Origin of the sequence: Halorussus amylolyticus (genome assembly GCF_004143485.2) — an archaeon.
In the GTDB taxonomy this organism is placed as follows: domain Archaea; phylum Halobacteriota; class Halobacteria; order Halobacteriales; family Haladaptataceae; genus Halorussus; species Halorussus amylolyticus.
This window is the reverse complement of the sequence record NZ_RXOB02000022.1, coordinates 197,108-214,704: the sequence shown is the minus strand read 5'-3', so window position 1 is coordinate 214,704 and position 17,597 is coordinate 197,108. Positions and strand designations below refer to the sequence as shown.

Below are 17,597 nucleotides of genomic sequence, written 5' to 3'. Positions count from 1 at the left end.
CCGCCTCGAACCTCGCTCGGCGTTCACTTTTCCGCCCCGAACTCCCCCGGTTCACTTTCGCTCCGCGGCGAAAGCGGTTAGGTGACCGCCCCCTACCGGGCGAGCGTGGACGAGACGATAGATTGGCTCCGGGCCAGACCCTATTACGACGGCCAAATCGAAGCCCACCGGAGTCTTCCGGGGAGCGACGGCGACCTGCGGGACGTTGACCTCGAACCCAGATTGCAGACGGCGCTCGAAGACCGGGGAATCTCGGGTCTCTACCGCCACCAGGCCGAGGCGATCGAGGCGGTTCGAGACGGCGAGAACGTCGTGGTCGCCACCCCGACCGCGAGCGGCAAGAGTTTAGCCTACACCGTCCCGGCGTTCGAGCGCGCGATGGACCACGGCGGGCGCACCCTCTACGTCGCGCCGCAGGTCGCGCTCATCAACGACCAAGACGAGACGCTGTCGGAACTGGCTCGCGACTTGGGATTCGGAAGCCGCGTCTCGGTCGCTCAGTACACCGGGCGACTCGACAAATCCGAGAAGGAGGCCGTGCGCGACCGCCGACCGACCGTCCTGCTCGTGACGCCCGACATGCTCCACTACGCGCTCCTTCCGCACGCCTATCGGCTTTGGGAGTGGTTCTTCAAGGGCCTCGAAACCCTGGTGCTCGACGAAGTTCACGAGTACCGCGGCGTGTTCGGAAGCCACGTCTCGCTCGTCATGCGCCGCCTCCGGCGAGTCTGTGAGCGATACGACTCGTCGCCGCAGTTCGTCTGCTGTTCGGCCACCATCGGGAATCCGGTCGAACACGCCGCGAGCGTGACCGGCGAGAAGTCGTCGTCGTTCCGACTCGTGGACGACGACGCGAGCGAGACCGGGCCGACTCACTGGGTGCTGTGGAACCCGCCCGAGTACGAGAACCCGGAGTCCGGCACCGCGGGAAGACGAAAGTCGAATCACTCCGAGACCAAGCGCCTCTTTGCCGACCTCGTCTCGAAGGAGTACCAGACGCTCACGTTCACTCGCGCCCGACAGGCCGCCGAGCGGTACGCGATGGAGAGCGCCGAGGAACTCCGCAGACGGGGTCGGGGCGACCTCGCGGGCGACGTGACCGCGTATCAGGCCGCGCTGGGTCGGGAGCGCCGGGCCGAAATCGAGGACGGTCTCCACGACGGCGACGTTCGGGGCGTCTGGAGTACGAACGCGCTCGAACTCGGCGTGGACATCGGCGGTCTCGACGCCGTCCTGCTCGACGGCTACCCCGGCACGCGGATGGCGGCGTTCCAGCAGGCCGGGCGCGCGGGCCGGGGCGACGACCCCGCGCTCGTCGGTCTCGTCGCGGGCGAGGACCAACTCGACCAGTACCTCGTCGCGAACCCCGACGACCTGTTTTCGGGGTCCCCCGAGCGCGCGGTCGTCAACCCCGAGAACGACCAACTCCTGCCCGACCACGTGCTGTCGGCCGCCCGGGAGTCGTGGCTCAAGCCCGACGACGACCGATTCTTCGGCGAGTCGTTTCCCGACCTCGTGGCCGACCTCGAAGACGCGGGCGAACTGGAGCGCCGGACCACCCCGAAAGGCGTGCGCTGGACCTACGACGGCGGCGGGAGTCCCCAACACGAGATGAGCCTGCGGACCATCGACGACCGCGAAATCAACCTCGTGGACCGGCGAAACGGGAACACCATCGCCAGCCTCCCCTTCGGTGATGCGCTGACAGACGCCCATCCGGGAGCGATTTACTACCATCAGGGCCAAGCATACGAGGTCGTGGACCTCGATTTGGAAAACGAAGTCGCCGAACTCACGCCCACGTGGGCCGACTACTACACCAAGGTCCTCCACGAGAAGGCGATTACGGTCGAGGAGGATATCCGAGAAAAGCGCCTCTCGGCCCGCGAAGACGTGCCCGTCCGATTCGCCGAGGTCACGATGCGAAAGCAGATTACGGGCTTCGAGCGCAAGGACCGGTCCTCCGGGGACGCGCTCGGGAGCGAGTCGCTCGACCTGCCGGAACTCTCCCTACGAACCAAGGCGCTCTACTTCACGATTCCGGGCGACGTGGCGGACGAAATCCGCGACCGGGGCGACTTTCCGGGGGCCATCCACGCCGCCGAACACGGCATGATTTCGCTGTTCCCGCTCGAACTCCTCTGCGACCGGGGCGACATCGGCGGTCTCTCGACGCCGCTCCACCCCCACACCGGGGAGAGCACCATCTTCATTTACGACGGCTACCCCGGCGGTGTGGGCCTCACGCGCGAGGGGTACGAGACCGTCGAGGACCTGATGGCGAACACCGCCGAGATGATTTCGGCTTGCGAGTGCGAGTCGGCAGGCGGGTGTCCGGCGTGCGTCCAGTCGCCCCACTGCGGGAACGCGAACGACCCGCTCGACAAGGAACTGGGGCGCTATCTTCTGGAAGAACTGACGGAGACGGCGGCCGAGTAGCAGGGCATAGCTCGGTGACACGTTCCACCGGAAACGGCCGGTGGCACAGTCCACCGGGAAATCAGCCGGTGACACAGCCGCCGGAAACGGCCGGTGGCACAGTCCACCAGAAAACGGCCGGTGACACAGCCGCCGGAAACGGCCGGTGGCACAGTCCACCAGAAAACGGCCGGTGACACAGCCGCCGGAAACGGCCGGTGGCACAGTCCACCGGGAAATCAGCCGGTGACACCTTCAACGAGGGTGGGACTGAAAGGGGCCGCCCGGTCGCGTTTACGTGGTCGTCTCAGCGACCTCTATTCGGCGCGCGGTTTGCGCCGAATATGTCGCTGAGCGACCGCGACCGGGCGGGGGCTTTCGAAGTGTTCGCGGCTCTTCCGTTGTCTGCGTTTCAAAGCGACCGGGCGGGGGCTTTCTGGCTGTTCTCGATTCTACGGTCCGCAGTTGGAGGCGGGCGAGCAACAATCACGGCAGTTGTACAGACTCGAACATCCAACTATCGCAAACGCCTTCCCGATAATCGAGGGCGTAAAATTAAGTCACCCCACGCAAAACCGCCGAGTACCATGGACGACGAGGACCTCGCCGAGGTACGCGAGCGCAAGAAGCGCGCGCTGGTGCAGGACCACGGATTGGGCGCACCGCCCTCGCCGGTGTACGTCGATGGGTCCCGGAACTTCGAGAAGACCGTCGCGGCTCACGACGTGGTGTTGGTCCACTACTACGCCCGGGGCGGCGCGGGCCAGCGCCTCCACCCCGTCGTGGAGTCGGTCGCGCGCGAGACGTTCGCCGCGGTCGCGAAGGTGAACGTGGTTCACCACCAGAAACTGGCGCTCGAACAGGGCGTCGAGGGGACCCCGACGTTCGACGTGTACGCGGGCGGCGAGCGCGTCGAGCGAATCGAGGGACAGGTCGAGAAGGCGGAGTTGGCGGGGCTGGTCGGGGAGTACACCGAGTAGTTCGGGGGCTGAAATCGCGCACCGACTCTCTCGCGGCGATTCCGAAATGACTTAGGAGTCGGTCTGCGGTCCAATAGCCGACCCCCATGACCGACTCCCTCGACCACCTCCACGACCGAATCGACGACCTCGCCGCTCCCGACGGCGATTTCTACGTCGCGTGCGCCGACACCGGCAGGCGTCCGGTCCCGCTGAAGGGCACGTCCTTCGGCTCGCCCGACGACGCCGAGCGCGCGGCCGACCTCGCGCGCGAGTATCGCGAGGCGCTTCGCGAGGTGGACCCGTACCTCGACGAGCGCCGCCTCGCGGTCTACGAGGACATCGGCGACGTGCCCACACTCGACGTGTCGAAGGCGTCGAGCGTCCGCGAGCGAATCGCGCGCTATCGACCGCGCCGCAACTCACGTCCCAGGAAATCGGCGGTCCTCACCGGCGCGACCGACCGTGAGTGGATTCGGATGGAGGGCGCGCCAATCGTCCGCATTGCACGCGACGGCGAACCGCTCGACGACGCCGCAATCGCGCTCCAACTCAACGCACAGGTGTGAGAATCGGGCTTCCGTCACGAATCGAGTCCGCGTGACACCACGCCGCATCCGCAACCTATTTTAGGCTGTCCTAAATAGGATTAGGCAAGCCTAAATCATGGCCGACTCCCTCGACCACCTCCGTCACGAAATCGACGCGCTCGCTGCCTCGGACGGCGCGTTCTACGTCGCGTGCGCCGAGACGAATCGACGCCCGACGCCGCTCTCGGCCCGGCGCTTTCCCACGGAGGGCGCGGCGCGCGAGGCCGCCGACCTCGCGCGCGCCTATCGCGACCGCCTCCGCGAAACCGACTCCGGTCTCCCCACCCATCGGTTCGTGGTCTACGAAGCCGAGGACGGAGCAGACGCCGACGCGCCCACGCTTGTCTCGACCCGCGAGCGAACTGCGGGCCACCGGGCGAACGGCCTGCCCCGAACGTCGCGGTCGGTGACGCTCTCGGGCGACCACGAGACCGAGTGGCTCCGGATGGACAACGCCCCGCTGGTCCACGTGAGCCACGACGGCGAACCGCTCGACGACGACGCGATTGCACGCCAACTCGACGCCAAGCTATGACCGTCGAACTCCGGACCCACGCCGCAATCGAGCGCGCCGACGCCGAGCGCGACCGAATCGAGGCGAAAGCCGACGCGTTCGACGCGTTCGACGAGCGCGTCCGAGCGATTTCCGCGACCCCCGTGGGCCGCGCGAGCGCGTCCGCTGCGACCGCGAGCGCGCCGGGCGGCGCGCTCGCGGTGCTGTCCGGAAAGGGCGGGCCGACCGACGCGGGCGGAACAAAAGCCGTCCGCGAGGCGTTCGCGGCGACGGTCCTCCCGCGCGTCGAGACCGATTCCGCGCGGGCCGCGATGGCCGACGAGCTATCGCCCGACCTCGCGACCGCGCTCTCGTCGGCGGGGGCGGGGTTCGCGCCCGAACTCAAGGCGCGGTTGGTCTCGCGTATCGGCGAGCGCCGCGCTGAGTGTCGCCTGCTCGCCGACGCCATCGGGACCGAGCGCGACCGACTCGCGAGCGCGGCCGACCGACTCGACGAGATGACCGAGTGGGTCGCCGACGCCGACGACACGCCGCTCTCGGACCTCGGATTCGACGGGCTTCGCGCCCGCCACGACCGCCTCGCGGCGTTTCGCGCGACGTGCGACGAACTCGCGCGCGACCGACAGGCCGACCTCCGGGGAACCCACCGCGACGGCCCGACCGGCGTTCGGGCCCGCGAACTGCTCGATTTGCTCTACGACGACTTCGCGGATGGACACCCCCTGCTGGCCGACATCGCGCGACTCGATTCGCTCCTCGCCGACTGCCAGCGCGCGGTCCGTCGCCACCTCTGTTCGCGGGCCTGATTTTCTCGCAAGCCCGATTTTCTCCGCCGGGGTGACGCTCGCGGACAGCGAGCGTCACCCCGCGCGTATCTCGCGTCTGAGTTCCGGAATCAGGTCGAACTCCCGGTTCGTGTCGCCGAGGACGAGCAGGGCATGGTACCGGACGTACGTCTGAATCGGCACGAGAACGACCGCCGTCAGCGCGGTCGTGACGACCGCGTAGCCGAGCAGGATTGCGATACCGACGCCGAACGCGACCGGATTCGAGAGGAGCGCGGGCAGACTCCCGAACGTCGGGACCGTCAGCGCGCCGACCACCGCGATGGGGACGAGAACGACCGCGCCGACGACCGCCCCGACCACCGACGCCGCGACGCCGACCGCGACCCCGAGGACGATTCTGACGAGGGCGTAGACGCCGTACTCGGGCCACTCGCGTATCAGCGTCGGCCAGAAACGCCGCCATCCGGAGACGACGCCGACGTTCTGCCCTACCATGACGGGAACGACGAAGTGGGTCGTGAACACGTCGATGAACGCGACGAGCGTTCCCAAAACGATGAACAGCGGGACGAACACCGCGAGCAGGCCGACCGACACCCGCGGTTCGCCGCCGACGGCCGACAGCACGGCGAGGACCACCCCGCCAGCGGGCACTACCACCAGCAGGCTGAGCGCGATTCGAAAGCCGAACAGCCGAAGTCCGCGTCCGAGGTGCTGGTCGGCGTACCGGCGAATCCGGACGTGTTGGCGGCGAAGTGACTCCACGAACACGAACTCCATCACCGACGCGACCAGCACGTACGCCACGCCGAGCGCGAGTCCGACCGCGAGAGCGCCGAACGCGATGGACGCCGCCTCCTCGGGCGAGAACGGGAGTCTGACACCGTTTCTCGGCGGTCCGGGCGCGGTAATCGTGGGACCGCCGGTCGAACTCCCGACGCTCGCCGACGGCGCGCCCCCGCCCGCTCCGCCGAGGAAGAACACGACGAGCGCGAGGCGAAGCCACTGGCGCGCGTCTATCGGAGTCAACAGCGCCTTCGTCGCGTCGAGGGCGTCGTCGAGCGCCTCGACAGCGTACCGCGACATGCGCCGAGATACGACGCCGACCGGGAAAACTGTCGGGGGACCGGAGACTGTTCGGTCTGCTTAGACCGACACCGCTTCGCCGAGTCCGCCGTCGATGAGTTGGATGAGGACCGCGGCGATACCGGTCTTCGACGACCAGATGGCGGTCTCCTCGGCCAACTCCGACGCGCCGCGCTCGTCGCGGACGCTCAGCAGAATCGTCTCGCCGTCTACCACGACGACTCGCCCTACCGGGTCGTCGGCGTGGGGATGCTCGACCGGGAGTTCGTGGACCGCCACCTCGCTGTCGGCGAACGCCTCGTGGAACGGGCCGATGACGACCACTTCGACGCCCGCGTCGGCGCGCTCGCGGAGTCGGTCGGCGATGTCGGCGTCGAGTCCGCCCGCCGCCTCACCGACCGCGAAGACGATTCGGCGCTCGGCGTCTCCGAGCAGTTGCTCGACGCGGCCGTCGATGCTCGCCTGTCCGTGGACCGTCCAGATGTCCTCGCGGCGCTCGTCGGCGTCGGCGCGCTGTTTGCGCGCGGTTTCGAGGTAGTCGAACGCCTGCGATTGGGTGCGCTCGAACTCCCCCCGGAGGTGGGTCCGGGCGGCGTCGAGGCTGACCGGTCGGTACTGGATGGGCGTGGACTGCTGGACCTCCACGAGACCGCGGTCCTGGAGCGACTCGGCAGCGCCGTACACCTGCGACCGCGGCACGTCGGTCACGCGATGCACGTCGCGGGCGGTGCCCGTGCCGAGGCGCTGGAGCGCCGCGAACACCTTCGCCTCGTAGTTCGACAGGCCGAGGTCTTCGAGGGCGCCGATGGCGTCGTCCTCGTCCATCTGGTCGTCTCCGCTCATCAGTCCTCCTCGTTCGGGGCGTCGGTTCGGTTCGGCGACTCGTCCTCCATGTCGGCTCCGAACTCCCACTCGGAGTCGTCGGTCGCGGCCTCGTCGGCCGCCGCGGCGTCGGTCGCGGATTCGCCGCCCGCTGACGCGCCGGTCGCGGCCCCGCCGTTCGCGACCGCGGCGGCCGCGCTGGCCGTCTCGCCGGGGTCCGGACCGAGGTATCGGGTCCACAGCACGAGCAGACTCGGCAGGACCAGCACGCTCGCGAGGAACGCGTACACGATGGTCAGGCCGGTGATGACGCCGAACTGCTGGAGCGCGGGCAGGATGGCGAACGAGAGCACGCCGAATCCGCCGACCGTGGTGGCCGCGCTCCCGAGGAGCGCGCCCCCGGTGCCGGTGACGCTGGTGCGCATCGCGGCGTCCACGGTGTCACGTCGGGCGAGTTCGAGGTTGAACCGCTCGCTGAGGTGGATGCTGTACGCCACCCCGAGTCCGACCGTGAGGCTCGTAATCATCCCGGTCAGGACGTTGAACGGCATATCGAGCAGGTACATCGTGCCGAGAATCCACGAGACGCTGAACGCCACGGGCAGCAGCGTTATCGCGCCCAAGGTCGCGCTTCCGTGGGTGAGCCGGTAGGTCAGCATCAGGAACGCGAACACCGCGACCAGCGTGATGAGCAGGCTCTCGATGACGGTTTCGAGGAGCTGTTGCTGGACGATTTCGAACACGATTGGCTGGCCGGTCGCGGTCGCGGTCAGGCCGTCGCCGTCTACCACCTCGGCCACGTCGCGCATCTGTTCGGTCACGTCGGCGGTCGATGCGCCGCCCTTCACCGAGACGACCATCCGGACCGCGCGGTACTCGCCGCCCTCGCGGTGGATGACGTTCCCGGCCTCGTCGGGCGCGACTTCGAACAGTTTGTCGTAGACGCCCTCGACGTTCTCGTCGGGGACGCCGTCGCCGTCGGTGTCGGCCGCGACGAACGTCTCGTTGAACGACTCGTTGCGGTCCGCCACGTCCTCCATCACCGACAGCGGACTCTCGATTCGGGGTTCGCCGTTCGACAGCACGACCGCCACGTCGGTGTCTGCGGTCTCGTCGGTCGCCTGCCGGATTCTGTCGAGCGCCTGGGGCGTCGCCACGTCGCGCTCTATCAGTATCTGGGCCTCCGAGTCCTCCCGGAGGAAATTGTCGTTCACGTAGTCGAGGTTGGCCTTCGCGGAGTACTCGCCCGGCTTGAACGGTTCGGGGAGGTCCTCCATCCACCCCGGCGGGTCCTCGGCGAGGAAGTCCTCTTGGCTGAAGCTGGTATCGACTTGGGTCGCGCCGTACGCGCCGGCCGCGGAGACGATGAGCGTGAGCGCGATGACGACGAACGGGGCCTTTCGGGCGGCGACTGCGCCGACCGAGAGGAACGACCCGAGCGCGCCGCCGCCGGTGCCGAACGCTCGCTTGCGTCGGTCGAAGCCGCGACTTTCGAGGAAGCCGTCGATTTCGACCTTGAGCGCCGGGATGAGCGCGCCGAACACCACGAGCGCGGCGAGGATGCCGACCGAACTCACGATGCCGAAGTCCTGAATCGGCGGAAGGGGGCTGACGAGGTTCGAGAGGAAGCCGATGACCGTCGTCGCGGTGACCCACACGAGCGCGACCCCGACGCTCGCGAGCGCGACCGCCATCCCCTGTCTGACGCTCTCTCCGTCGTGTTCCGCGCGCTCCTCGCGGTGGCGCATGAACACGTGAATCGCGTAGTCGATAGAGAGACCGATGAGCAGGACCGGCACCGCGATGAAGATTTGGTTGAACGTGATGTCGGCCCATCCCATGAAGCCGAAGGTGATTATCAGGGTCGCGAAGATGCCCAGCACGCCGAGCGCGATATCGAGCAGGTCGCGGTACGCGACGAGGAGGGTCACGACCACGAACAGGAGCGCCAGCGGGCCGACGATGGCGATGCTGTCGGTCATCGACTGGTCGGTCTCCTCGGTGATGATGCCCGACCCGAACACGAGCACGTCGCGGTCGGCGTTCGCCTCGACGACCGCCTGCATCGCGTTCTGAGAGTCCACGAGTCGGTCGCCCGCCATCCCTTCGACGGTCTCGCCCTCTTGGGTCTGGAAGACGACTATCATCGTGGCGTCGGCCTCCGCGCTTCCGGGTTCGTAGGAGGTCGGCATGAACGCGAACGCCTGACTCGACTGGCCGCCCTCGCCGTCGTCGCCGAGCACGTCGGCGACGACCGACTCGACCTCCGAGTCGTTCATCGACCGGAGGTGCTCGACTTGCGCTTCGAGACCGGGCTGAGAGCCGTTCTGCAACTGCTGGCGCTGCTGTTCTAACTGCTCGCCGCGGTCCTCAAGTTCGGCGAACTCCCCGCGGAGGACGCCGGGGACGCCCTGCGCGTACACCTGCTCGAACCCGGTCTGAACCTCGCCCGCGCGCTCCTGGTACGTCGTCTCGTTGATTTCGCCCTGCTGGAGCGAGGCGTTCAGGCCGTCGAGCTGTTGCTGGAGCGTCCGCGTCTGAGCGAGTTGGCGCTCGAAGCGCACGGCCTGCTCGTCGGTCAGCATCCCGGCGGCCCGGTCGCGAATCGCGGCCCGGCGCTCGTCGAGTCGGCTCGACCGCTCGGCGTACGTCGAATTGTTTACTTGCCCCTGCGCCCGCGAGCGATTCAGTTGGTCGTACTCGCGCTGAATCTCTCGGGTCTCGTTCACCATGTCCGAGAGGTTCCCGAGTGTGGCGTTGAGGCGGGCCTGCTCGCGCTGGAGGTCCGCGCCCTCCCGCTGAAGGTCGTCGGCGCGCTCCTGCTGAATCGCCGCGATGGCGACGACGTTCGCCACGCCGGAGGTCGGCGTGTCGTTCGTCAGCGTCCGATTTACCGTCTCGTTTGCCCGGAGCGCCTGCTGGAGTTCGAGCGACTCCACGAGCGCGCCCTGCGAGAGGACGTTGTCGTCGCGGATGATGAGTTGGACTGTCGTGGTGTTCTCCTGGCCCGACGAGAAGTTCTCGTCGGCGTAATCGAGCTTGTCGGCGGCCGTGCTGTCGCTCTGGAACTGGTCGAGCGACGACGACTGTTCGACCTGTCCCGCGCCCGCGCCGATGACCAGCGTGGCGACGAGCAGCAGGACGATTACCGCGCGACTGTGGTCGGTGACGGCCGCGAAGAGGTCGCTCGCCCTCACGTCGCGACCCCCCGCGTGGCTGTTTGTAGGAACATACTATCAGTGCTGTTGTTAGAAAGGTACTAACAGCATCGGCTTAAAGGAACTGATTTCGAGACGGGGACTGAGTGCGGGAACGACATCAAATCAGGCGACGGGTTCGAGCAGGTCGAGATGGACTCGCGCGGGTCGGCGCGGTCCGCGCCGACCCGCGCGAACGGTGAAATGCAGATTTGAGTCTACCGCGCTTTTATGACGTTCGGGTGTTCAATCACGTGATATGTCACGGTCGAAAAAGCGACTCGTCCTCGCGCTCGCACTCGCGTCGTTGGTCGTCCTCGCGGGGTGTTCCGGGAGCGGCGGGGACGCCGCGGACGCCGGATACACGGGCCAGAGCGGCGGCACCGGACTGTCGAGCGGCGGGGACGACGCGGGTTCGAGCGGCGGGGACGCGGACGCCGCGAACGCGTTCCAGGCCGACCAGCGCGAGGTGATTCGGACCGGAAACGTCTCGCTGACCGTCGAGGACTTCGACGAGTCGAGACAGGAACTGACGCAGGCGGTCGAAGCCCACGGCGGGTTCGTGAGCGACACCGGCCAGCGGGTCCACCGGAGCGGGAATCAGTCGTGGGTCAGCGGCGAAATCGTGCTCCGCGTTCCCCAGGAGAACTACTCCGCGCTCTTAGAGCGAACGAAAGCCGAGGGCGAGGTCCGCGAGTCGAGCACGAACACCCGCGACGTGACCGACCAGTTGGTGGACGTGGAGGCCCGACTCGACAATCTCCGGGCCGAGCGCGACCAACTCCGGAGCCTCTACGACGAAGCCAACGACACCGAGGACGTGCTCGCAGTTCAGGAGGAGCTTTCGGACGTGCAGTCCGAAATCGAGCGACTCGAAGCCCGCCAGCAGTCGCTCCAGCAGAAGGTCGCGTACTCCACCCTGACCGTGGAGATGGCGGAGGAGCGTCCCGAACCGGAGACGACCGAGACGGACGCGTGGTACGACACCGGCCTGCTGTCGGCGTTCGTCGAATCCATCGGTGGCGTCGTGGTAGTCGGTCGCAGTCTCGCGGTCGGGGCGGCCTACGCCGCGCCGTACGTGCTGGCGTTCGGGACGCCCGTCGTCGCGGTGTACGGGCTCTGGCGGCGGCGACGGGGCGGTTCCGAACCGGTCGAGCCGATGGCGAGCGTGGCGGAAACCGAACCGGTCGGAGAGACGGAACTCGGGGCGGGCGAGGAGACGGAACTCCGAACGGACGAGCAGGAGAACACAGAAGCGAGCGCGGAGACCGACGCGAGCAGGGACGACGGCGGGGACGCGAGCGCAAGAGACGAGTGAGCGACCGATCTTTGGTCGCTCACTCGTCGCGCGCGGCCGACGCTGGTCGTTCGAGTGTTCCGGGTCTTTCTCCCCCGTTCGAATGTCCGGAGTCTACAATAGATGCCGCTCGCGGTCTTGAACAGACGGGGTAGGTCAGCCAGCGGACCCGACGCGGAAACCGCGCGGGCTGAAAGGGGCCGACTGACCGTGCCGCCTACCCGTCCTCTCTCGTAGCCACACAAAACACCTCCGGTACGCGAATTCGCGGAGTCGAGAATCGAGGACGGCGGCCCGCGACGAGGTGGGTTTCGACGACCGCTACAGACGTTCTTCGACGTGGTCGGCCGCCTTGAGCGCGAGCGCCGCGATGGTCAGCGTGGGGTTGAGCGCGCCGCTCGTGACGAAGACGCTGCTCGACGCGACCGAGAGGTTCCGGAGGTCGTGAGTCCGGAGTCGAGTGTTCACCACGCTCGAATCGGGGTCGGTGCCCATCCGAGTCGTCCCCATGTGGTGGAACGCCGGGCCGGTCTCGTCGGGTCCGACCGTCCACGAGATGTCCACGCCGAGGTCGTCGAGAATCGCGTGCTGAATCTCGTTCGCGCGCCGGAGGCTGGCCCGCGTGCGGTCGTCGAGGTGCCAGTGAATCTTCGGAACGGGGTTGCCGTGGTCGTCGGTGGTCTCGGGGTCGAGTTCGATGCGGTTTTGCTTCCGGGGGCGCTGGCCGACGAGTCCGCCCATCGCGATGGAGTTGCCGTACCCCTCCCGGAGCGAATCGAGCAGGTCGTCGCCGAACTCGTTGCCCGATAAGGCCATCTCGACCGGCGAGGGTCCGGCGTAGTTCAGGAATTCGAGTTTGAAGCGGTCGGGTTCGGGGCCCTCGCCAGACCACGCCGGAATCTCGCCGTCGGTTCCCGACGCTCCCCTCGCGGGGTCGTCGTAGAACTGGTGGCACTCGCTGGTGATGAATCCGACGTGGTTCTGTCGAGTCTCGCGGTCGAGAGTGCCGCCCGCGCCGCCGAACAGGTGGTCCATGAAGTACCGACCGACCGCGCCCGAGGTGTTGGCGAGACCGTCCGGGTATTCGTCGGACTCCGAGAGCAAGAGAAGCCGCGGCGTCTCGACCCCGCCTGCCGCGAGGACGAACTCGCGGGCCTCCTGTCGGTGGGTCTCTCCGTCGGGCGTAGCGTACACCGCGGCGGTCACGCGCTCGCCCGAATCGTCGTGTTCGAGTCGCTGGACGGGCGCGCGGTCGATGACGCGCGCGCCCTCGTCCTCGGCCTTCTCGACGTGGTGGTCGGCCGAATACTTCGCGCCGGAGGGGCACACCGGTTTGCAGGTGCCGTAGCCGACGCACGCGCTCCGGTCGTCGTAGCCCTCGGAGTTGCGCGCGTTCGGGACCGAGTGCATCGCCACGCCGAGTCGCTCGCAGGCCTCCGCGAAGACGGAGTCGCTGTAGGAGGGTTCGAACCCGGCCATCGGGAAGGGGTCCTCGCGGGGCGGCGCGAAGGGGTTGTCGTCCGCGCCCGCGACCCCCAGCGCCGCCTCCGCTTCGGCGTAGTAGGGCCGGAGGTCCTCGTAGTCGATGGGCCACGGTTCGAAGTCCGACTCGTGGAATCGCATCACCATTCCCTGCCAGTGGAGCGTGGTGCCGCCGACGCCCTTCACGCGAGCGGCGTTCAGCGGGTAGTACTTCTCGCCCGCGGAGGTGTAGTCGTCGCGCTCGCCGCCCATCTCCCACACCGACCCGAGACCCGGTCGAATCGCGCGCTCCATCCGGCGCGTGCGGTCCTCGAAGTCGAACCGCTCTCCCGCTTCGAGGACGACGACGGCGTACCCGCGCTCGGCGAGTCGGTGGGCCGTGAGCGCGCCCGCCGGACCGGACCCGACGACGCACACGTCGGCGCGTTCGGACGGCGTTCGGTCGGGAGTCTCGTCGCTCGCGCTCATCCGTCCGGCCCCCGCTGGTAGCTACTCGCCCCGCCGGGGTGGCCCTGGGGGTTCTCGATGCCGACCAGTTCCCCGCCGGTCGGCGAGGTGTAGAGCGCGTAGAGGAGTTCGTTGACTGCGAAGAATCGGACCCGCTCGCGGTCGGTCCCCTCGGGGTCTGGGTCGGCGGTATCGACGCCCATCTGGTCGAGCACCGACTCGCGGGTCTCGGCGTCGAGTTCGCGGAAGTCGGCGTCGTGCCACGTCCGGGTGTACTCGTCGAGGGTGTCGAGCGCCTCGACGATGCCCTCGCGGTAGTCGTCGCGGTCCTCCGTGCGCCCGAGCGCGTACGTGCGGACGAACTCCTCTATGCCGGATACTTCGGACGGGTAGACGACCTCGGCGACCGCGAGCAGGGTGTCGAGGCGGTCCTCGGGCGAGGCAGGGGCGTTCTCGCCGAACGGATTGCCTTCGAGCATCGCGCCCGCGCCGACCGCGACCCCGCCTGCGGCGAGGGCGGCCAGCGCGTCCCGTCGGGTCAGCTCCATACGAGCGAGAGTTAGGCCAGCCTAAACTTAGGGTTTGCTACTTCGCGACCCGCTCGCCCGGCGTCTCGGTCCGGACCACACGCTCATCTACCCCGAGTTCCTACTCTCCGGCAGATGACTGACGACCCGAGCGAAATCCACCACGACCCCAACGAGACTCGTCGCGACCCCAACGAACTCCTCCGTGAGGACCCCGACCTCGGCCCGATAGTCGAGGCCCACGGTCCCGTGACCGTCGAACCCGCGCCGGACTTCTTCGAGCGGTTCGTCGTCTCCGTCCTCCGCCAGCAGGTGTCGATGGCGACGGCGGCCGCGACCCGCGAGCGACTCGAAACCGCCGTCGAGATGACGCCCGAGGGGGTTTTAGCGGCCGACGAGCAGACTCTCCGGGACGCCGGACTCTCGGCGGCCAAGACGGAGTACGTCGGCAACGTCGCCGAGGCGTTCGTCGAGCGGGGCTACTCGCGGGCGTACTTCGCCGAGATACCCGACGAGGAGGTGGTCGCCGAACTCACAACCATCAAGGGCGTCGGCGAGTGGACCGCGAATATGCAACTCATGTTCGCGCTCGGTCGCCCGGACGTGTTCCCGGTCGGCGACCTCGGGATTCGAAAGGGGATGGAACGCCTCTACGGCGACCTCACTCGGGGTGAGATGGTCGAGCGCGCCGAGCGGTGGTCGCCGTACCGAAGCTACGCGAGTCGGTATCTCTGGAAGGTCGAAGACGACGCGTGAACGCGCGCCGTCTTCGACGCCGCCTCGGCACACCATAACGCCCCCTCGACACGTACGCCGTCGCTCCCCCGAGCGACGTGGGGCCGAACGTCAGCGATGGACCATCAGAACCGTTCGCTTCTCAGAAGCCGTTCTCTTCGCGGGCGGCGAGTTCGAGGTACTCCGAGAGCGGCGACCCCTCCCGGTCGGTGAGTCGCACCATCCCGCGGTCGGCGTCGAACGCGACGGCACCCGCCGCCTCCAAACGCGGGAGCTGACCGTGGTAGAGGTCGGTGAGCACCCGCTGGGTGTCGCCGCCCTCCCGAGCCGCGACCTGCTCGGCGAGTTCTTCGAGGTGTACCGCCCCACCCTGTTCTCGGAGGTGATAGAGGACGTACCGACGCCGCTCGTTCGAGAGGAGGTCGAGCGCGGCATCCAGGGCAGTGGAGATGCCGCGGTCCTCTCGGGCGTACCGGTCGGAGACGTCCGGGGAGTCCGCGTTCATCATGCGAGTAGTACCGCGAACCCCGGGACAAAAAGTACATCACCTAAAGGATTAGGTAGTCAGTCGGGAAACACTTAACACCGACGAGTCCCTAAGGCGTCTGCGTACCTCAAGTCCCCGTCCGAGCAGTCCCACTCGGGAGCGATGACCGCACGGAGAACCCGGGTACGCGACAGTCCAGTGGGTCGGCTCCCCCGAAGTAGCCCGCCGCCGGTCGTGACCGGCACACGAAAACGTGGCGTGAAGCGCCACGCACAGGCTCGTCGGCATCGCCGACGAGCCACTTGGTGCAGTTCGCACCCGCCCGGCACGAGGGTTTGCCAGCAGACTCGGCACGCCGCCACGGAATGACGCTGGATGTTAGTGTTCCGGGCGTACATTTTACGCGAATAGTGTCCTCTCCACGAACAAGTAGGATTACGTATCTGAGAACCACGCTTCCACATCGGCGTAGGATTCCTGGAGCGTCCCTTGGTGAAACGACCCGAGATAGCTAATCGGATACCGCTGTTCGGTGTCGTTCGTCCATCGCAAGAATCGGTTCGGTTCTCGCAGTCCGCTCTTCGTGAGAAATGCGGAGCGGTCGAAAGCGACGTGGTATCCCTCGAAATCACCGAGAGTTCCGACCGTATCGAAGGTCAAACACGAGAACCCACCGTGTTGGAAATCCGTCCGAAGTCCGCGCAAAATCCGAGTTTGCGTCCGTAGTAGGACTGATCACTCCCACCAGAAGCAGGTGTGAAATCGCCGCTCCGTACCTCGACCGCGTCTGCGGTGTACCGATTGCAAAGAACGCGAATTGCTTCGTTGAGCGAGTAGAGCGACGAAAGATAGTTGTGAAGTAGTCGAAGCACCTCGAAGCCCTCCTCCTGAACTCGGTCTGCATGGCAAATAAACACCGGATTCGTCCGGAGGTTGCCGTCGATGTAGCCATCGAGTTCGTAGTAATTCTGGTCAACAGTCCGTTTTGCGCCACTCAGACGAACGTCGTCGCCGTCCCTCAATCGACAGTCTGGCCCGACTTCGGCCTCGAAAATATCTTGTAACTGATATTCGAATTCGGGGTGAGAGTCAGAAGTCACAAAAGAACTATTCGGTAGCGTCGTCTCGAATACGCACAGCTAAGAGCGCCCGGCGTGCCGTCTCGACATCGCCGCCGGAGGCTTCGGCGACCTCTTCGGCCGTCGGTGCGTCTCGGTTCTGTCCCATCGTACGTGGGCGTACTGCGTTTTCCAATATAAACTTTCGGCCGCTACAAGCAAAATGGACGCGAACGGCGTCCCTACAGACATCAAAACGAGTTCCCTGTCACAGCCGTTTGCTCCGCGAGGCGACCACGTCGAGGCCCGGACTGCAGTAGTACACCGGGTCGGTCTCGGGTCGTGCGAACCCGTGGGCCGAGAGCAGCGTGTTCGTCTCGATGTCGGCGGCGGCCGGGTACAGCGTCCACGGGTCGTGTTCGACGTCCGTGTATCGAATCGACCCGTCCTGGGCCTCCGTGTAAAATCGGTATCGTTCGACGAGAAACGCCCCGAACGAATCCTCTGGCGCGGAAAACGGTTCGCCGGTCGGCCAGTACGTGCCCTCGTAGTGCACGGGTCGTGCGCCCGGATGGCGGCGGCGACTGCTGAATCGGACTCGACCGTCTTCGCGGTCCAGCGAGATGCGCGCGTAGTAGTACGGGAGGTGGTGGAACACGCGCGCACCGAGGACGCTCAGGATGCCCTGCGCGTCGAGGCTGAAGAAGTAGACGCTGGGGACGCCCTCGCGGGTGACGTACGTCCTGAGATTGAGTTCGGGAAGTCGGATGCCGAGCGACTCGGGCATCCCCTTCGGACGGACGGCGACGTTGGTGAACGGAACCACGGAGAGCCACGCCGACCCGTCGTATGTGTCGGGAGTTAGTCCGTCCGGGAGGTGTGCGTCCATCACGTCCGGGTCCACCGGCCAGTTCTCGAATAACAGCTGTCGCCACCCCATCTCCAGCGGGACCATGTGATTTCTCGGGAGGTCGTCGCAAAATAGCTTTGGCTCGGCAGGACAGAGGCGTCGAGCGAGTAACCCAGCTTCGTGAGAAGACCCCTATTCATTCCGTTTGAAACATTCATTTGTAACTTTGATTTGTAACATACGTGTGTAACATACGTTTGTAGGAAACAATTGAATCTGGCAATTGTTACGATACTTGGCGATGTAAACGACCGTGGCCAACAGACGAGGTACCTCCTTT

General features: G+C 66.8%; 14 protein-coding genes. 7 read left to right on the top strand and 7 right to left on the bottom strand.

The features are described 5' to 3' along the window. The first annotated feature begins 105 nt into the window (after positions 1-105). The 5 genes from EKH81_RS17220 (at position 106) to EKH81_RS17200 (ending at position 5,287) form a co-directional block, all read left to right on the top strand. On the top strand, positions 106-2,439 hold the full coding sequence (locus tag EKH81_RS17220) for a DEAD/DEAH box helicase (RefSeq protein WP_132060831.1): 2,334 nt from the start codon (positions 106-108) through the stop codon (positions 2,437-2,439). A 566-nt stretch (positions 2,440-3,005) separates the two neighbouring features. After that, positions 3,006-3,398 carry a thioredoxin family protein gene (locus tag EKH81_RS17215; protein WP_162224665.1) on the top strand — a complete coding sequence of 131 codons (393 nt, stop codon included), beginning with the start codon at positions 3,006-3,008 and terminating at the stop codon, positions 3,396-3,398. Between the two features lie 86 nt (positions 3,399-3,484). Further along, the gene (locus EKH81_RS17210) at positions 3,485-3,946 is read left to right on the top strand and encodes a DUF7552 domain-containing protein (protein ID WP_132060701.1); all 462 of its coding nucleotides are present in this window, start codon (positions 3,485-3,487) and stop codon (positions 3,944-3,946) included. A 97-nt stretch (positions 3,947-4,043) separates the two neighbouring features. Then, positions 4,044-4,502 (top strand): DUF7552 domain-containing protein, encoded by a 459-nt coding sequence (locus EKH81_RS17205; RefSeq protein ID WP_132060699.1) that lies wholly within the window; start codon positions 4,044-4,046, stop codon positions 4,500-4,502. Continuing rightward, positions 4,499-5,287, top strand: coding sequence for a DUF7260 family protein (locus tag EKH81_RS17200; protein WP_132060697.1), 789 nt, complete (start codon positions 4,499-4,501; stop codon positions 5,285-5,287). Before EKH81_RS17205 ends, EKH81_RS17200 begins: the two co-directional genes overlap by 4 nt. A gap of 54 nt (positions 5,288-5,341) precedes the next feature. On the opposite strand, the gene EKH81_RS17195 is transcribed toward EKH81_RS17200, so the two are convergent. The 3 genes from EKH81_RS17195 to EKH81_RS17185 are packed head-to-tail and all read right to left on the bottom strand — an operon-like array spanning position 5,342 to position 10,374. Then, positions 5,342-6,355 (bottom strand): DUF7544 domain-containing protein, encoded by a 1,014-nt coding sequence (locus EKH81_RS17195; RefSeq protein WP_132060695.1) that lies wholly within the window; start codon positions 6,353-6,355, stop codon positions 5,342-5,344. 60 nt (positions 6,356-6,415) lie between these two features. Further along, positions 6,416-7,198 carry a TrmB family transcriptional regulator gene (locus EKH81_RS17190; RefSeq protein ID WP_238392231.1) on the bottom strand — a complete coding sequence of 261 codons (783 nt, stop codon included), beginning with the start codon at positions 7,196-7,198 and terminating at the stop codon, positions 6,416-6,418. Continuing rightward, entirely contained in the window at positions 7,198-10,374 is a 3,177-nt protein-coding gene (locus EKH81_RS17185; protein WP_132060693.1) for an MMPL family transporter, read from the bottom strand. Before EKH81_RS17185 ends, EKH81_RS17190 begins: the two co-directional genes overlap by 1 nt. A 259-nt stretch (positions 10,375-10,633) precedes the next feature. Here EKH81_RS17185 and EKH81_RS17180 point away from each other — a divergent pair, with 259 nt between their 5' ends. Further along, positions 10,634-11,692 carry a DUF4349 domain-containing protein gene (locus tag EKH81_RS17180; protein WP_132060691.1) on the top strand — a complete coding sequence of 353 codons (1,059 nt, stop codon included), beginning with the start codon at positions 10,634-10,636 and terminating at the stop codon, positions 11,690-11,692. Positions 11,693-11,992: 300 nt separating this feature from the next. On the opposite strand, the gene EKH81_RS17175 is transcribed toward EKH81_RS17180, so the two are convergent. Both EKH81_RS17175 and EKH81_RS17170 read right to left on the bottom strand, forming a co-directional pair. Continuing rightward, the gene (locus EKH81_RS17175) at positions 11,993-13,621 is read right to left on the bottom strand and encodes a GMC family oxidoreductase (protein ID WP_132060689.1); all 1,629 of its coding nucleotides are present in this window, start codon (positions 13,619-13,621) and stop codon (positions 11,993-11,995) included. Beyond that, positions 13,618-14,148: a gluconate 2-dehydrogenase subunit 3 family protein gene (locus EKH81_RS17170; protein WP_132060687.1), complete on the bottom strand. Its 531-nt coding sequence runs from the start codon at positions 14,146-14,148 to the stop codon at positions 13,618-13,620. Before EKH81_RS17170 ends, EKH81_RS17175 begins: the two co-directional genes overlap by 4 nt. Positions 14,149-14,262: 114 nt before the next feature. On the opposite strand from EKH81_RS17170, the gene EKH81_RS17165 reads away from it, so the two are divergent. After that, on the top strand, positions 14,263-14,883 hold the full coding sequence (locus EKH81_RS17165; protein ID WP_132060685.1) for a DNA-3-methyladenine glycosylase family protein: 621 nt from the start codon (positions 14,263-14,265) through the stop codon (positions 14,881-14,883). Between the two features lie 121 nt (positions 14,884-15,004). Here EKH81_RS17165 and EKH81_RS17160 read toward each other — a convergent pair whose 3' ends face one another. Both EKH81_RS17160 and EKH81_RS17155 read right to left on the bottom strand, forming a co-directional pair. Continuing rightward, entirely contained in the window at positions 15,005-15,370 is a 366-nt protein-coding gene (locus EKH81_RS17160; RefSeq protein ID WP_132060683.1) for a DUF7344 domain-containing protein, read from the bottom strand. A 1,305-nt stretch (positions 15,371-16,675) separates the two neighbouring features. Then, positions 16,676-17,362 carry a YqjF family protein gene (locus tag EKH81_RS17155; RefSeq protein ID WP_238392230.1) on the bottom strand — a complete coding sequence of 229 codons (687 nt, stop codon included), beginning with the start codon at positions 17,360-17,362 and terminating at the stop codon, positions 16,676-16,678. Positions 17,363-17,597: the final 235 nt, after the last annotated feature.

Excerpts from the sequence above, each read along its gene's own strand:
- EKH81_RS17215 (WP_162224665.1), top strand. The coding sequence starts at position 3,006 with ATGGACGACGAGGACCTCGCCGAGGTACGCGAGCGCAAGAAGCGCGCG.
- EKH81_RS17210 (WP_132060701.1), top strand. The coding sequence starts at position 3,485 with ATGACCGACTCCCTCGACCACCTCCACGACCGAATCGACGACCTCGCC.
- EKH81_RS17205 (WP_132060699.1), top strand. The coding sequence starts at position 4,044 with ATGGCCGACTCCCTCGACCACCTCCGTCACGAAATCGACGCGCTCGCT.
- EKH81_RS17200 (WP_132060697.1), top strand. The coding sequence starts at position 4,499 with ATGACCGTCGAACTCCGGACCCACGCCGCAATCGAGCGCGCCGACGCC.
- EKH81_RS17195 (WP_132060695.1), bottom strand. The coding sequence starts at position 6,355 with ATGTCGCGGTACGCTGTCGAGGCGCTCGACGACGCCCTCGACGCGACG.
- EKH81_RS17190 (WP_238392231.1), bottom strand. The coding sequence starts at position 7,198 with ATGAGCGGAGACGACCAGATGGACGAGGACGACGCCATCGGCGCCCTC.
- EKH81_RS17180 (WP_132060691.1), top strand. The coding sequence starts at position 10,634 with ATGTCACGGTCGAAAAAGCGACTCGTCCTCGCGCTCGCACTCGCGTCG.
- EKH81_RS17175 (WP_132060689.1), bottom strand. The coding sequence starts at position 13,621 with ATGAGCGCGAGCGACGAGACTCCCGACCGAACGCCGTCCGAACGCGCC.
- EKH81_RS17170 (WP_132060687.1), bottom strand. The coding sequence starts at position 14,148 with ATGGAGCTGACCCGACGGGACGCGCTGGCCGCCCTCGCCGCAGGCGGG.
- EKH81_RS17165 (WP_132060685.1), top strand. The coding sequence starts at position 14,263 with ATGACTGACGACCCGAGCGAAATCCACCACGACCCCAACGAGACTCGT.
- EKH81_RS17160 (WP_132060683.1), bottom strand. The coding sequence starts at position 15,370 with ATGATGAACGCGGACTCCCCGGACGTCTCCGACCGGTACGCCCGAGAG.
- EKH81_RS17155 (WP_238392230.1), bottom strand. The coding sequence starts at position 17,362 with ATGGTCCCGCTGGAGATGGGGTGGCGACAGCTGTTATTCGAGAACTGG.